The 15,044-nt window shown below is 68.8% G+C and carries 17 protein-coding genes; 11 read left to right on the top strand and 6 right to left on the bottom strand.

What is annotated here, in order from left to right:
* Positions 1-33: 33 nt before the first annotated feature.
* From AC1DGC_RS12470 to AC1DGC_RS12420, 11 genes are all read left to right on the top strand, one after another.
* Positions 34-618 (top strand): hypothetical protein, encoded by a 585-nt coding sequence (locus AC1DGC_RS12470; protein WP_478047976.1) that lies wholly within the window; start codon positions 34-36, stop codon positions 616-618.
* Positions 619-630: 12 nt separating this feature from the next.
* Positions 631-1,185, top strand: coding sequence for a cob(I)yrinic acid a,c-diamide adenosyltransferase (locus AC1DGC_RS12465; RefSeq protein ID WP_394164611.1), 555 nt, complete (start codon positions 631-633; stop codon positions 1,183-1,185).
* 34 nt (positions 1,186-1,219) lie between these two features.
* Positions 1,220-2,131: a histone deacetylase family protein gene (locus tag AC1DGC_RS12460; RefSeq protein ID WP_394164610.1), complete on the top strand. Its 912-nt coding sequence runs from the start codon at positions 1,220-1,222 to the stop codon at positions 2,129-2,131.
* A 120-nt stretch (positions 2,132-2,251) separates the two neighbouring features.
* Positions 2,252-4,684: an LPS-assembly protein LptD gene (gene lptD, locus AC1DGC_RS12455; protein WP_449335370.1), complete on the top strand. Its 2,433-nt coding sequence runs from the start codon at positions 2,252-2,254 to the stop codon at positions 4,682-4,684.
* Complete coding sequence (locus AC1DGC_RS12450; RefSeq protein WP_259209104.1) at positions 4,681-6,036, top strand: peptidylprolyl isomerase; 1,356 nt, start codon at positions 4,681-4,683, stop codon at positions 6,034-6,036. The genes lptD and AC1DGC_RS12450 overlap by 4 nt, the downstream gene beginning before the upstream one ends.
* A gap of 10 nt (positions 6,037-6,046) precedes the next feature.
* Positions 6,047-7,027 (top strand): 4-hydroxythreonine-4-phosphate dehydrogenase PdxA, encoded by a 981-nt coding sequence (gene pdxA, locus AC1DGC_RS12445; RefSeq protein WP_478047975.1) that lies wholly within the window; start codon positions 6,047-6,049, stop codon positions 7,025-7,027.
* On the top strand, positions 7,024-7,857 hold the full coding sequence (gene rsmA / locus AC1DGC_RS12440) for a 16S rRNA (adenine(1518)-N(6)/adenine(1519)-N(6))-dimethyltransferase RsmA (protein WP_259209108.1): 834 nt from the start codon (positions 7,024-7,026) through the stop codon (positions 7,855-7,857). The genes pdxA and rsmA overlap by 4 nt, the downstream gene beginning before the upstream one ends.
* A gap of 122 nt (positions 7,858-7,979) precedes the next feature.
* A complete protein-coding gene (gene apaG, locus AC1DGC_RS12435; protein ID WP_259209111.1) occupies positions 7,980-8,363 on the top strand; it encodes a Co2+/Mg2+ efflux protein ApaG in 384 nt (127 codons plus the stop codon).
* Between the two features lie 13 nt (positions 8,364-8,376).
* Positions 8,377-9,378, top strand: a complete 1,002-nt coding sequence (locus tag AC1DGC_RS12430) for a symmetrical bis(5'-nucleosyl)-tetraphosphatase (protein WP_259209114.1) — start codon at positions 8,377-8,379, stop codon at positions 9,376-9,378.
* Positions 9,375-10,022 (top strand): DUF1287 domain-containing protein, encoded by a 648-nt coding sequence (locus AC1DGC_RS12425; RefSeq protein WP_478047974.1) that lies wholly within the window; start codon positions 9,375-9,377, stop codon positions 10,020-10,022. Before AC1DGC_RS12430 ends, AC1DGC_RS12425 begins: the two co-directional genes overlap by 4 nt.
* A gap of 28 nt (positions 10,023-10,050) precedes the next feature.
* A complete protein-coding gene (locus AC1DGC_RS12420; RefSeq protein ID WP_478047973.1) occupies positions 10,051-10,635 on the top strand; it encodes a hypothetical protein in 585 nt (194 codons plus the stop codon).
* Between the two features lie 19 nt (positions 10,636-10,654).
* On the opposite strand, the gene AC1DGC_RS12415 is transcribed toward AC1DGC_RS12420, so the two are convergent.
* From AC1DGC_RS12415 to AC1DGC_RS12390, 6 genes are read right to left on the bottom strand one after another with little or no spacing between them, the layout of a single operon-like run.
* Complete coding sequence (locus AC1DGC_RS12415) at positions 10,655-11,146, bottom strand: dihydrofolate reductase (protein ID WP_478048005.1); 492 nt, start codon at positions 11,144-11,146, stop codon at positions 10,655-10,657.
* Between the two features lie 5 nt (positions 11,147-11,151).
* Positions 11,152-11,946 (bottom strand): thymidylate synthase, encoded by a 795-nt coding sequence (locus AC1DGC_RS12410; RefSeq protein ID WP_394164605.1) that lies wholly within the window; start codon positions 11,944-11,946, stop codon positions 11,152-11,154.
* The gene (gene lgt / locus AC1DGC_RS12405; RefSeq protein WP_259209123.1) at positions 11,943-12,833 is read right to left on the bottom strand and encodes a prolipoprotein diacylglyceryl transferase; all 891 of its coding nucleotides are present in this window, start codon (positions 12,831-12,833) and stop codon (positions 11,943-11,945) included. The genes AC1DGC_RS12410 and lgt overlap by 4 nt, the downstream gene beginning before the upstream one ends.
* Before the next feature lie 41 nt (positions 12,834-12,874).
* Positions 12,875-13,363 (bottom strand): TPM domain-containing protein, encoded by a 489-nt coding sequence (locus AC1DGC_RS12400; protein WP_478047972.1) that lies wholly within the window; start codon positions 13,361-13,363, stop codon positions 12,875-12,877.
* Positions 13,363-14,250 carry a TPM domain-containing protein gene (locus AC1DGC_RS12395; RefSeq protein WP_394164603.1) on the bottom strand — a complete coding sequence of 296 codons (888 nt, stop codon included), beginning with the start codon at positions 14,248-14,250 and terminating at the stop codon, positions 13,363-13,365. Before AC1DGC_RS12395 ends, AC1DGC_RS12400 begins: the two co-directional genes overlap by 1 nt.
* 10 nt (positions 14,251-14,260) lie before the next feature.
* Positions 14,261-14,890 carry a LemA family protein gene (locus AC1DGC_RS12390; RefSeq protein ID WP_478047971.1) on the bottom strand — a complete coding sequence of 210 codons (630 nt, stop codon included), beginning with the start codon at positions 14,888-14,890 and terminating at the stop codon, positions 14,261-14,263.
* Positions 14,891-15,044 lie beyond the last annotated feature (154 nt).

Below are 15,044 nucleotides of genomic sequence, written 5' to 3'. Positions count from 1 at the left end.
AGAATGAACGCTGAACCCCTTCCCGTGGCAACCATGACCACCACCGCCCACCGCGCCTTCGTCCTGTCCGTGCTCGTGCTGCTGATGGCTGCGACCCGCGTCAACCATTTCATGGCGATCCCGGATGCGTCCTGGGCCGTGTTCTTCATCGGCGGCTTCTACCTGCGCAGCTGGACCCGCTGGGCGTTTCCGCTGCTGATGGTGCTGGCGATCGTGGTCGACGTGCTGGTGATCCGCAGCAGCGGGCAGCAGTACCTGCAGCATTACTGCGTCTCGCCCGGCACCTGGATGCTGCTGCCGGCGTATTTCTCGCTGTGGGCCGGCGGCACGCTGCTGGGCCAGGGCTATCACGGCGCGAGCTGGGGCACCCTGGGCAAGGGCGTGCTGCTGCTGGTCGCGGCGGTGGCGGTGTGCCACCTGTTCGCGCAGGGCGGCTTTTACTGGAGCAGCGACAGCGTCGCCGAGCCGAGCGTCGCCGGCTGGCTGAAGAACTACAGCGACTGGTTCGTGCCCTATCTGCGTACCGCGGCGATGTATGTCGGCCTGGCCGCGGCGATGCAACTGGCCACCGAGCAGGTGGGCAAGTTGCTGCAGGCCCGCCACGACGCACTGCACTGAGTCCGCACGGCCATGGGCAACCGGCTTTCGCGCATCTATACCCGCACCGGCGATGACGGCAGCACCGGCCTGGGCGATGGCAGCCGGGTGCCCAAGGATGCGGCCCGGGTCAACGCGTACGGCACCGTGGACGAGGCCAACTCGGCGCTTGGCGTGCTGCTGGCGGTCGCCCTGCCCGAGGACGTGCGCGCCCTGCTCACCACCGTGCAGCACCAGCTGTTCGACCTCGGCGGCGAGCTCTGCATTCCCGGCCATGCCGCCATCCAGGCCGCCGACGTGACGGCTCTGGAACGCCAGCTGGACCAGTACAACGCCGATCTGCCCGTGCTCAAGGAGTTCATCCTGCCCGCCGGCGGCGAGGCGGCCGCCCGCTGCCACCTGGCCCGCACCATCGTCCGCCGCGCCGAGCGCGAGACGGTGACGCTGGCGCGGCTGGAGCCGGTCCGCGCCGAGGCGATCGGTTACCTCAACCGGCTCTCGGACCTGCTGTTCGTGCTGGCCCGCGTCCTGGCCCGGGCCGATGGCCACGGCGAGGTGCTGTGGCGGCACGAACGCCGCCACGCCTGAGCGGCCCTGCCACCCCACCGGAACCCCTGCCCGCATGCTGGTTTTCACCCACCCTGCCTGTCTGCAACACGATCCCGGCCGTGGCCACCCTGAATCCCCGCAGCGCCTGCAGGTGGTGCTCGATGCGCTGCAGGCCGCCTTCCCCGACCTGCTGGACTGGCGCCAGGCGCCGGCGGCCAAGCTCGGCGAGCTGGCCCGGGTCCACGACAGCGAACTGATCGACCTGGTGCTCAAGCCGCAGACCGATGCGCTGCGCCTGATCGACATGGACACCCTGACCTCGCCCGGCTCGGCCAGTGCCGCCCTGCATGCCGCCGGCGCCGGCGTGGCCGCAGTGGATGCGGTGATGCTCGGTGACGACCCGGTGGCGTTCTGCGCGGTGCGACCGCCCGGCCACCACGCCACGGCCAGCACCGCGATGGGCTTCTGCCTGTTCAACAACATCGCCGTGGCCGCCGCCTATGCGCGCGACCGCTACGGCCTGGAGCGCATTGCCATCGTCGATTTCGACGTGCACCACGGCAACGGCACCCAGGACATCTTCATGGCCGACCCCGGCGTGGCGTACTACAGCACCCACCAGGCCGGGCTGTTCCCCAACTCGGGCCTGCGCCGCGACCGCGGCGCGGGCAACCTGATGAACATCCTGCTGCCGCCCGGCAGCGGCGGCTTCCGCTTCCGCAACACCTGGGCCGACGAGATGCTGCCGGCCATCGACGACTTCCGCCCGCAGCTTCTGCTGATCTCGGCCGGGTTCGACGCACATCTGCGCGATCCGCAGGCCGACCTGATGCTGGAGACCGAGGATTTCGCCTGGATCACCGCCGAGCTGCGGGGCCTCGCGCGCCGGCATGGCGGCGGCCGGGTGGTGTCGATGCTGGAGGGCGGCTACGACCTGCAGGCGCTGGCCGAATGCGCGGTGGCCCACGTCGGCCAACTGCGCTGAGCCACGGCGCGGTGGGTGGCCGCGCATGAACCTGAACCTCTCCCCGGGCAAGGCCTTCATTGCCCCTATGCAAGGGATGGGGCAAGCTACGATCCGTTTTCGCCCGAATCCGACTACCGCGTGCGCCGAGCCCTCCGCCTGCTGCCTCTCCCCCTGAGCATCGCCATCTGCCTGCCGGCCCTGGCCGACGACAAACCGGTGAACTGGGGCCTGTGCCCAGCCACCGACGTCCTGCCAGTCTTTGACGATGCGCCCAAAGCCGACAAGGCTGCTGCCGCCACCCGCGACCAGCAGGACACCGACATCGAGGGGGACCAGCTGTTCGGCACCACCACGGTGCCGCAGTACCAGGGCAATGTCGCGATCAAACGCGGCGACCAGTTCCTGGGCACCGACCACCTGAGTTTCGACACCGAGAGCGGCAACTACATCGCCGAGGGCAATGTCCGCTACCAGGACTCCTCGATCCGGATGGTGGCCAAGCGCGCCGAAGGCAACCAGGACGCGGACACCCACAAGATCAGCGACATCCAGTACCAGCTGGTGTCCCGCCGCGGCAACGGCGTGGCCGAATCGGTCGACCTGCAGGGCGCGGTGGGGCAGATGCACCGCTCCACCTACACCACCTGCGACCCGTCGCAGCCGGTCTGGAAGCTGACCGCGCCGCAGATCGAAGTGGACAACGACGAAGGCTTCGGTACCGCGCGCAACGCGGTGCTGCGGATCGGCAACGTGCCGGTGCTGTGGGCGCCGTACTTCAAGTTCCCGATCGACGACCGTCGCCAGACCGGCCTGCTCTACCCGCAGATCGGCCTGTCCGGGCGCAACGGCTTCGACTATGCCCAGCCGATCTACTTCAACCTGGCGCCGAACTACGACGACACCCTGACCCCGCGCTACATGAGCAAGCGCGGCCTGATGTTGACCAACGAGTTCCGCTATCTGTACGACGGTGGCCGCGGCGAGCTGGAAACCAGCTACCTGCCCAACGACAAGCTGCGCGATCGCGATCGCGGCCAGTTCGAGTTCGGCGGCTACCACAACCTCAATTCGCACTGGCAGGCCCGCGCCAACCTGGCCTGGGTCAGTGACGAGCGCTATACCGAAGACTTCGCCAACCGCCTGCTCGGGGTGACCGCGTCCAACCTGCAGAGCCAGGTGGGCATCTACGGCACCGGGGAAAACTGGACCGGCGGCCTGATGGCCGACTACTGGCAGCTGACCGACTACACCCTGACCGAAGCCGCGCTGCCCTACGCGCGCCAGCCGCGCGCCTTCTTCACCTGGGACAAGCCGGTCCTGCCGTGGCTGGAAACCGGCGTGTACGCCGAGGCCGTGCGCTTCACCCACAAGGACATCAACGGCAAGATCGTCGATGCCGACGGCGAGTACGTGCGCGACGGGACCCGCACCGAGATGTTCGGTGGCTCGCGACTGGACATCAAACCGTATGTGTCCATGCCCTTCAGTGGCGCGGCCTGGTATGTCACCCCGACCCTGGCCTACCGCTACACCGGCTATGAACTGGATCGTGGGCTGGCTGACCAGATCCGAGCGGACAACCTGCGTGCCGCAGGCATCGATCCGGCCACAGCCACCCCGGAGCAGCTCCGCGGCAACACCTCGCCCAGCCGCAGCATGCCGATCGCCAGCCTGGACGCGGGCATGTTCTTCGACCGCGAAACCACCATCGGCGGCAAGTCGTTCCTGCATACGCTGGAGCCGCGCCTGTTCTACCTGCGCACGCCCTACCGCGACCAGAGCGATCTGCCGATCTTCGATACCCGCGACTTCACCTTCAGCTGGGGCCAGCTGTTCCGCGATTCGCGCTATACCGGCGCGGACCGCCAGAACGATGCCAACCAGCTGACCATGGCGCTGAGCACCCGCTTCATCGACCAGACCACCGGCAAGGAGCGTTTCTCGGGCAGCATCGGCCAGATCCTGTACTTCGACGACTCGCGGGTGACCATCAACAACGCGCAGTCGCCGGTGGAACAGGGCAAGTCGGCCTGGATCGCCGATGCCAATTACGCCATCAACGACCGCTGGAACCTGGGCGCCACGTACCAGTGGGACCCCAAGTACAAGCGCGAGGACCTGGCCAGCGTGCGCGCGCGCTACCTGATGTCCAACGACGGCATCGTCAACATCACCTACCGCCACCGCCTCAACCCCGATGGCACCGACCTGCTCAAGCAGGCCGACCTGTCCTTCCTGTACCCGCTGAGCCCGCGCTGGAGCCTGGTGGGGCGCTACTACTACTCCATCGAAGACAAGAAGCCGCTGGAAATCATCGGTGGCGTGCAGTGGGACAGCTGCTGCCTGGCCGTCCGCGCGATTGCCCGCCGCTACGTGCGCAACCGCGAGGGAGACCTGAACAATTCCTTCCAGATCGAGTTCGTGCTCAAGGGCCTGAGCTCCATCGGCCAGAACACGGACCGCACCTTGCGCCGTGCTATTCTCGGCTACTACCGAGACGACCTCTATCTCGTGCCGCCCAGCAATACCGGGGCTGACCGCGACGACTACGATCCGAACCTGATCCCATGACCAAGACCCTTCCCGTTCTACTCGCTTCCCTGCTGGCGGTTTCCACCGTCTCCGCACCGCTGCAGGTGCTGGCGCAGCAGAGCCAGCCGCTGGATCGCATTGCCGCCATCGTCGATGAGGACGTCGTGCTGCAGAGCGAGCTGGACCGCGCGATCCAGAACATCAAGGCGCAGTACGCCGGCCGCGAGAACCAGCTGCCGCCGGATGAGGTACTCAGCCGCCAGGTGCTCGAGCGCCTGGTGCTGGTCAAGCTGCAGGTGGCCCGCGCCGAGAGCAGCGGGATCAAGGTCGGTGACCAGGAGCTCAACCAGGCCCTGAACACGATCGCCCAGCAGAACGGGTCCAACCTGGACGCCCTGCGCCAGCGGCTGGCGCGCGACGGCATCGATTTCAACGATTTCCGTGCTTCGGTGCGCGATGAAATCACCGTGCAGCGCCTGCGCCAGAGCTTCGCGCAGAGCCGCATCAGCGTCAGCGAGGGCGAAGTGGATGCCGCGCTGAAGCAGCAGGCCACCGTGGGCAACCAGTACCACCTGGCGCACATCCTGATCGCCCTGCCCGAAGGCGCCACCGCTGACCAGATCAGCACCGGCCAGAAGAAGGCCGATGGCGTCAAGGCACTGCTGGACAAGAACGAGCTGGACTTCAACGCTGCCGCGGTGCGCTACTCCGACAGCCCCAACGCGCTGGAAGGCGGCGACCTGGGCTGGCGTTCGCTGGATGAAATCCCCAACGCGTTCGCGCAGATGATGACCAAGATGAAGGCCGGCGACGTGGTCGGCCCGATCCGTGGCCCGAGTGGCTTCCAGCTGCTCAAGCTGGTGGAAGTGCGCGATGCCAGCGCCGCCGCCGGTGGCCAGAGCATCACCGAGTACCACGGCCGCCATATCCTGGTGCGCGTCACCGACCAGCAGGACAACGCCGCCGCCAAGGCCAAGATCGACACCCTGCGTGCCCGCATCGCCGGCGGCGCCGACTTCCAGGAAGTGGCCAAGGAATCCTCCGAGGACACCAACAGCAAGGGCCAGGGCGGCGATCTGGGCTGGTTCCCGGCCGACGCGTTCGGTCCGGACTTCGGCAAGCAGGTCAGCGGCGTGGCCGACGGCGGCGTCAGCCAGCCGTTCCGCACCGATGCCGGCTGGCACATCGTGCAGCGCGTTGCCACGCGCCAGACCGATGCCACCACCGACAACCAGCGCGCCCAGATCCGCGAGACCATCGGTCGTCGCAAGCTGGAAGAAGAGTACAACCGCTTCCTGCAGGAACTGCGCGGCGAAGCCTATGTGAATCTGCGCACCGGCGCCGACAACGCCGACGGCGCTACCTCCACCACCCCGCCGCCGCAGTCCTGAGGTCTGGCCGATGATCCCGCAGCTCGCTCTGGTACCGGGCGAGCCCGCCGGGATCGGCCCTGAACTCTGCGTCCGCCTGGCCCAGCAGCCGCGCACCGATTGCCGGCTGCTCGCTTTCGCCGACCCCGATACCCTGCACGCCGCCGCCGCGGCGCTGTCGCTGCCCCTGCAGCTCCTGCCTGAAGATGCCATCGCCCGCCAGCCGGGCGATCTGCGGTTGCGCGCGGTGCCCAATGCCCGCCCCTCCCGGTTCGGCGAAGCGGACCCGGCCAACGCCGGCGCCGTGATCGGCGCGCTGTTGCAGGCCGGCCAGGCCTGCCTGTCCGGCGAGCTGGACGGGGTGGTGACCGGACCGGTGCACAAGGCCGTCATCAACCAGGGCGGGATCGCCTACAGCGGCACCACCGAACTGCTGGCCGACCAGGCCGGGGTGGCGGTGGTGATGATGCTGGCCAACGACATCGTGCGGGTGGCCCTGGCCACCACCCACCTGCCGTTGCGCGCCGTCGCCGACGCGATCACCGCCGAGGGCCTGGCGCACACCCTGGCGACCGTGCACAGCGCCATGCAGCGCCAGTTCGGCATCGCCGCCCCGCGCATCGCCGTGCTCGGGCTCAATCCCCATGCCGGCGAAGACGGCCACCTGGGCCGCGAAGAACTGGACCTGATCATTCCGCTGCTGGACCGCCTGCGCGGGCAAGGCATGGACCTGGTCGGGCCGCTGCCGGCCGATACCGCCTTCCTGCCGGCCAGGCTGGCCGGCGTTGACGCGGTGGTGGCCATGTACCACGACCAGGGCCTGCCGGTGCTCAAGTACAGCGGGTTCGAGCAGGCGGTCAACATCACCCTGGGCCTGCCCTACCCGCGCGTGGCGGTCGACCATGGCACCGCGCTGGACCTGGCCGGCCGTGGCGTCGCCGACCCGTCCAGCCTCTTCGCTGCCACCGGCCTGTGTGCCCGGCTGGCGCGGCAACGTACACTGGTGCCATGACTTCACCGTATTCTTCTTCTGCCGCCGGGTTCACCGGACCGGCCAAAAAGCAGCTCGGCCAGCACTTCCTGGCCGACCGCACCTATATCGACAGGATCGTGCTGGCGGTCAACCCGAAGGACGACGACCGCCTGGTCGAGATCGGCCCGGGCCAGGGTGCCATCACCCTGCCGCTGCTGCGCCGCCATCCGCGCCTGACCGTGATCGAGTTCGACCGCGACCTGGTCGGCCCGCTGGCCGCCGCCGCCGAACCGCTGGGCGAGATGACCATCATCCACCGCGACGTGCTGCAGGTGGACTTCACCGAACTCGCCGCCGGCGGCCGGATCCGGCTGGTCGGCAACCTGCCCTACAACATCTCCTCGCCGATCCTGTTCCACGCGCTGGACCACGCCTCGGTGATCACCGACATGCACTTCATGCTGCAGAAGGAAGTCGTCGACCGCATGGCCGCCGATCCGGGCAGCAAGGTCTATGGCCGACTGAGCGTGATGCTGCAGGCGTTCTGCAAGGTCACCGCGCTGTTCGTGGTGCCGCCGGGCGCCTTCCGGCCGCCGCCGAAGGTCGATTCGGCCGTGGTGCGGTTGATCCCGCGCGACCCGGCCACGGTCGGCATCGTGGACCGCAGGCGTTTCGCCGACGTGGTCCGGGCCGCCTTCGGCCAGCGCCGCAAGACCCTGCGCAATGCCTTGAACGGGGTGTGCACGCCCGAGCAGTTCGAGGCCGCCGGCGTGCGCAGCGATGCGCGCGCCGAGCAGTTGGAGGTGGCGCAGTTCATCGCACTGGCCAACGTGCCCCGCCTCGACGGCGATGCGCCGGCGCAGGGATGAACGCCGCGCCACGCGGCCTTGACCGGCCGCTGGCACGCAGAACTGCCTGAATTCCCAGCCGTGGGCGCGTCATCGATGGGCGCGCTCACCTCAAACTGCACGACATTCTCTAAACTGCCTGCATGAACGACGCTGCACACTACGCGATCTCGGTCGAGGTCGCTCCGCGTTTCCTCGACGACCAGTCCACGCCGGAGGACGGGCGCTATGCGTTCGCCTACACGATCCGCATCCACAATGGCGGCCGTGTCGCTGCACGCCTGGTGGCGCGCCACTGGCGCATCACCGATGCCAATGGACGCACGGAACATGTGGACGGTGACGGGGTGATCGGCGAGCAGCCGCGACTGCGCCCGGGTGAAGACTTCCGTTACACCTCCGGTGTCATGCTGGAAACCGAACACGGCACGATGCAGGGGCACTACGACATGGTGGCCGACGATGGCACCGAGTTCGCCGCACCGATCGCGCCGTTCGTGTTGACCGTTCCACGCACACTGCACTGATGGAGGCGCGCGCATGAGTGTCTGGGCCATCGGCGACCTGCAGGGCTGCTACGACGTCACCCAGCGGTTGCTGGAAAAAATCCGCTTCGACCCGGCGGCGGACACGCTGTGGTTCTGCGGCGACCTGGTCAACCGCGGTGGCCAGTCCCTGGAAACCCTGCGCCTGGTCCATTCGTTGCGCGAGAGCAGCGTGGTGGTGCTGGGCAACCACGACCTGAGCCTGCTGGCCGTCGGTGCGCGCACCGAGGAAGAGCAGCGCAAGGTCAACCCGGACCTGCTGCGCATCGTGCAGGCCGAGGACCGCGACGAGCTGCTGGAGTGGCTGCGCCTGCAGAAGCTGCTGCATATCGACCGCGACCTCGGCTGGATGATGATCCACGCCGGCCTGGCGCCCAAGTGGACCACCCAGCTCGCCGAGAAGCATGCGCGCGAGGTGGAGGTGCAGTTGCACGGCAGCGGCTATCGCAAGCTGTTCCGCAACATGTACGGCGACAAGCCGAGCTGGTCGCCGGGGCTGTCCGGCTACGACCGCTCGCGCGCGATCATCAACCTGTTCACGCGCATGCGTTACTGCACCCCGCGTGGCCGGATCGGCATCGAGGACAAGGGCACACCGGGCACCCAGGAACAGGGGCTGTACCCGTGGTTCGAAGTGCCCGGCCGCGCCGAGCGCGACCTGAAGATCGTGTGCGGCCACTGGTCCGCGTTGGGGCTGACCATCACCCAGGGCGTGCACGCGATCGACACCGGCGCGGTCTGGGGCGGCAAGCTGACCGCGCTGCAGCTGGATACCGAGGAACTGCGCGTGGTGCAGGTGCCCGGCCGTGACGTGCCCCGGCCGGTCACGCCGCCGCGCCCGCCGGCGCGACGCCCCGCCACCGAGGGCGAGGGCAGCGCCCGGCCGCCGCGCCAGGGCCAAGGCCAGCGCCGCGACCGTGGACCGCGCAACCCGCAGCCGCGCCGTGCCCCCGAGCCGGCCGGCGACAACGGCGGAAGCACCCCCACGCCCGCATGATGGCGACGGCGCGCTGGCTGCTGGTGGCGCTTGTGGCCAGCATGGGCATCGCCTGCCAACGCGCGCCGGACCCGGCGGTGGCCACCGGCCCCGCTGCGGCACTGCCAGTGGCGCGCGCCGCCGCCCTTCCCTCGCCCCCGTTGGTGGCCGCCGCGCGCAGCCAGGTCGGGCAGACCCTGCGCTACGACCCGGCGTATACCGTGCTGGCCTACCCCGGGGGTGATGTCGCGCTCGACCGCGGCGTGTGCACCGACGTGATCGTGCGCGCCCTGCGCAGCCAGGGCCTGGACCTGCAACAGCGCATCCACGAGGACATGCGTGGGCATTTCAATGCCTACCCGGCGCTATGGGGCCTGTCGCGGCCGGACCGCAACATCGACCATCGTCGCGTCCCCAACCTGATGCGCTGGTTCGAGCGGCAGGGCTGGCAGCAACCGGCCTCCGCGCACCCGGCCGACTTCGCCGCCGGCGATATCGTGGCCTGGAAACTCACCGGCAGCGGCCTGCTGCACGTGGGCATCGTCTCCGACCGCCAGCGCAGCGATGGCACCCCGCTGATCCTGCACAACATCGCCCGCGGCACGCAGGAAGAAGACCTGCTGTTCGCCCACCCCATCATCGGCCACTACCGGCCGCCCGCCTGAGCGCCGGCAACCGCAAGGACGCAACCGCATGCCCGAACTGGCTTCCCTTGGCGACGTCAACGCGGCGCTGGCACGCGCCCACGCCGGCGTGGATGCGCTGCTGGCGCCCGCCGGCTTCGAGCGCACCCGCAAGACGCTCTGGGTGCAGCGCCGTGCCGATACCGCCGCGTTCGTCTTCGTACAGCGCGACGGCGCGGGCCGCGCACGCATCCGCAACACGGTCGAGATCCAGCTCCAGGCCGGCATCCGGGTGCTGGACAGCGACTTCCCCGCGCTGGCCCTGAACGGTCCGGACACCCGCGATGCGCTGCTGGTGCTGCGTGATGCACGCTTCCACCTGCGCTTCAACGTGGCCTCCGGAGACGGCGAGGCGCGATGCCATGCCGACCTGGCGCGCTACGTGACGACCATCCTGTTGCCGTGGTTCGAGCGCTTTGCCGAACCGTCGGCCCTGCTGCAGGCGCCCGCGCGTGACCCGGCCGCCGGGCTGCAGCCACACGCCGCGCTGGGCGCGCAGGACCAGGCCTGCCTGCGCCACGCGCTGCAACAGGGCGCCGATCCGGCCCGGGTGGCCGCCTCGCTTGCCCTGCTGGCGATCAAACCGCGGCGTTGAGCACGCACGGCCATCGCACTCAGCGCCGGCGGTAATCCACGAAGTCGAACGCCAGCGCATGCCGCGCATCGGCGGGGTGGTGTGCGCGTGCGACCTCGATCCACTGCTCCATTGCCACCGGCGGGAAGTGGGTGTCGGCCTGCACGGTGGTATCCACCCAGGTCAGGTGCAGGTCGGTGGCCTGCGCCATCGCCAGCCGGTAGATCTCGCCCCCGCCGATCACGCACAACTCGTCGGCGCCGGCCTCGCGGGCGTACTGCAGCGCCTGTTCGATCGACGCCACCGCCTGCATGCCCGCGAACGGCACCTGCCCGCTGCGGGTCAGCACCAGGTTGGGCCGTCCGGGCAGCGCGCGGCCGAGCGATTCGGCCGTCCTGCGTCCCATCAGGATCGGCTTGCCCAGGGTCAGCGCCTTGAAGCGCTTGAGGTCGTCCGGCAGCTGCCACGGCAGCTGGTTGTCATGGCCGATGCCATGGTCGTGGTCGAGCGCGGCGATCAGCGACAGCTTCATCGCGCTCACACCGCCACCGGCGCCTTGATCGCCGGATGCGGATCGTAGCCGTCGATGCGGATGTCATCGAACTGGAACCCGAACAGATCGGTCACGTCCGGGTTCAACCACAGGGTGGGCAGCGCGCGCGGTTCACGGGCCAGCTGCTCGCGGGCCTGCTCGACATGATTCGAGTACAGGTGCGCATCGCCGAGGGTATGCACGAAATCGCCCACGCCCAGCCCGGTGGCCTGCGCCACCATGTGGGTGAGCAGCGCGTAGCTGGCGATGTTGAACGGCACGCCGAGGAAGATGTCGCCGCTGCGCTGGTAGAGCTGGCAGCTGAGCTTGCCGTCGACCACGTAGAACTGGAACAGGTTGTGGCACGGCATCAACGCCATCTGCGACAGCTCGCCCACGTTCCAGGCACTGACCACCAGCCGCCGCGAGTCCGGGTTGCGCTTGATCTCCTCCACCAGCCACTGCATCTGGTCGATGCTGCCACCGTCGGCAGTGGCCCAGTTGCGCCACTGCTTGCCGTAGATCGGGCCGAGGTCGCCGTTGGCATCGGCCCACTCGTCCCAGATCCGCACCTGGTGGTCCTTGAGGTAGCCGATGTTGGTATCGCCCTTCAGGAACCACAGCAGCTCATGGATGATCGAGCGCAGGTGCAGCTTCTTGGTGGTGACCAGCGGGAAGCCGTCACCGAGGTTGAAGCGCATCTGCCAGCCGAACACGCTGCGGGTGCCGGTACCGGTACGGTCGGATTTATCCGTGCCGTGGTCCAGCACGTGCTGCAGCAGGTCCAGGTAGGGTTTCATGCGCGGGCTCCGGCGGGCTGCGCCGGCAGCACCGGCTGCAGCACCGGGGCGCGGCGCGACAACGCCAGCAGCACCAGGCCGAAGGCGATCAGCGGCAGGCTCAGCAGCTGGCCCTTGGTCAGCCAGCCGAAGGCGACGTAAAGGCCGTTGTCGGGCATGCGCACGAACTCCACCGCGAAGCGGAACGCGCCGTACATCAACGCGAACAGGCCGGCGATGACATAGCGGTGGCGCGGCTTGGCCGACACCGTCCACAGCACCACGAACATGACCAGGCCTTCCAGCAGCGCTTCATACAGCTGCGAGGGATGGCGGGCGTATTCGTTGAGCGCGCCGGTGGCGAACTGCGCCCGCAGCATGGTCATGTCCAGCTGGGTGAGCGGCTCCGGCAGGCCGCTGGGAAACACCACGCCCCAGGTGCCGTCGGTGTACTTGCCCCACAGTTCGGCGCCGATGAAGTTGCCGATGCGGCCGAACCCCAGCCCCAGCGGCACCAGCGGGGCCATGAAATCGATGGTGTCGAACAGGTGCAGGCGGTGCTTGCGCGACCAGTACCACGAGGCGAACAGCACGCCGAGCAGGCCGCCGTGGAAGCTCATGCCGCCATCCCAGACCTTGAACAGGATCAGCGGGTTGTGCAGGAAGTCCGACAGCGCATAGAACAGCATGTAGCCCACGCGACCGCCCACGACCACGCCGAGCATGGCGTAGAACAGCAGGTCGGAGAAACCGTTGGCATCCACCCCCGGCAGGCGCCCGGCGGCGATCCGCTTGCGCCCCAGCCACCAGGCGGCGGTGAAGCCGAGCAGATACATGATGCCGTACCAATGCACCTTGATCGGCCCGAGCGAAAGGGCGATGGGGTCGATGTCGTGGAGATAGATCATGGGCGATGCCTTGCAGGTCAGCGGGTATTCTAAGCCCGGCCTCAACCCAGCAGTTGGGGCGTATCGGGCAGGTGATCGGCCTTGGACCCCGGGATGGGCGGATAGTGCCCGGCCAGCAGGTCGGAGACTTCCTCGATGGCCAGCAGCACCGCGTCCTGCAACGCACCGTCGTGCAGCCGCTGCTGCATGTGGGCGCAGATGTCCGCCCACTGCGCCTCCCCCACCTTGCCGCGGAGGCCGCGGTCGGCGACCAGCTCGATGGCGTGGTCGGCCAGCAGCAGGTAGACCAGCACCCCGTTGTTGCGCTCGGTGTCCCAGGTGCGCAGCTGGGCGAAGGCATGTTCGGCGCGCTGGCGGGGGCTGACCCGCTGCCACAGCGCGGCCAGCGGCAGGTCCGCTTCCACCGCGAACATCACCTGGCCGCCGTGGCGACGCTCGCCGGCAGTGATGGCCTCGGTGATGGCCTGGAGCCGTGCCGGCGGGAAGGTGCGGCGGACCGACGGTGAGAAGAGATGGCGCCACCAACGCATCACCAGCCTCCCGAGGCGCCACCGCCTCCCGAACGTCCACCCCCACCGCCCCAGCCGCCTCCGCCGCCGAAACCTCCGCCTCCGCCACCACCCCAACCGCCACCGCCCCACCCACCGCCGCCCCAACCGCCACTTCGGGCGAACGCGCCGCCGCGGCCGGCCGACGTCAGCCCTACCAGCAGGCCCACCACGGCAGCCGCGCCACTGGCGACCACCAGCGAGGTGAACAGGAATGCAGCCAGGCCCGCACCGGCACCGCTCAACAGTGCCCGCAGTGGGCGCGGCAGCCAGCCCAGCACGCCGCGCAGGAACATGCCGGCGAACAGCCCGATGCCCAGCGCCATCGTCCAGTTGCCGCCCGCCGGGGCGGCGTCGCGATGCGTGCTGACCGGCGCAGGCAGCGCCTCGCCATCGATCAGCTTGACCAGCGCGGCGCTGGCATCGGCCAGGCCACCGGCGTAATCGTTGGCGCGGAAGCGCGGCGCCAGGTATTCCTGGATGACCCGGTTGGCGATCGCATCGGGGATGGCGCCTTCCAGGCCGTAGCCCGGCTCGATGCGAACCCGCCGGTCGTCCTTGGCGACCACCAGCAGGACACCGTCATCGACCCCCTTGCGTCCGATCTGCCACTGCTCGAACACCCGCTGGGTGTACTGCTCGATCGTCTCCGGCGCGGTGCTGGGCACCATCAGGATCTGCAGCTGGCTGCCCTTGCGCTGCTGCAACGCCAGCGCCTGGGCCTCCAATGCCTGGCGCTGCGCCGCGTCCAGGGTGCCGGTGGTATCGACCACCGGCGAGGTCAGCGCGGGGATCGCCGCGTCGGTCTGCGCCCAGGCCGGCATCGCCAGGCACAGGCACAGCAGCAGCACGGAACGCAGCAGGTGCATGTTCACCGGGTCACTGCGCCGGGGCGGGCTGCGGCTGCGGCTGCGGCGCCGGTGCCTGCGACCCGAACTTGACCGCTGGCGGCTGCGAAATCTGCGCTTCGTTCTCGACGGTGAAGTTCGGCTTGACCGCATAGCCGAAGATCTTCGCGGTCACCAGCGTCGGGAAGGAACGGATGTAGGTGTTGTAGTCCTGCACCATCTGGATGTAGCGGCCACGCGCGACGGTGATGCGGTTCTCGGTGCCTTCCAGCTGTGCCTGCAGGTCGCGGAAGCCCTGGTCGGACTTCAGGTTCGGGTAGTTCTCGGTGACCACCAGCAACCGCGACAGCGCCCCGCTCAGTTCGCCCTGGGCCTGCTGGAACTGCTTGAGCGATTCGGCGTCATCGGCGTTGACGTTGATCTGGCCGACCCGCGAACGAGCGTTGGTCACGTCGGTGAGCACCTGGCGTTCCTGGTTGGCATAGCCTTCCACGGTCTGCACCAGGTTGGGGATGAGGTCGGCGCGGCGCTTGTACTGGTTGAGCACCTCGGCCCAACCGGCCTTGACCTGCTCATCCTTCTGCTGGATGGCGTTGTAGCCGCAACCGGACAGCAGGGAGGCCAGCACGGCCAGCAGCAACAAACGGGAGAACGATCGCATGGCCGGCTCCGGATCTCGATGGACGGGACCCGGAGCATGCCACGTTTGCGGTAAAGCCCGCGTAACCACCTGGGCCCCCTGGGCAAGGGGGCTGCCGCGACGCGGCGGGGGCCTGGGTGATGCTGAAAGGGGCCTGTGGTGTGCGCAGTAACGC

It is taken from the genome of Stenotrophomonas sp. 05N37, from assembly GCF_056397365.1.
The sequence above is the reverse complement of the archived record's forward strand: the minus strand, read 5'-3'. Positions and strand labels throughout refer to the sequence as shown.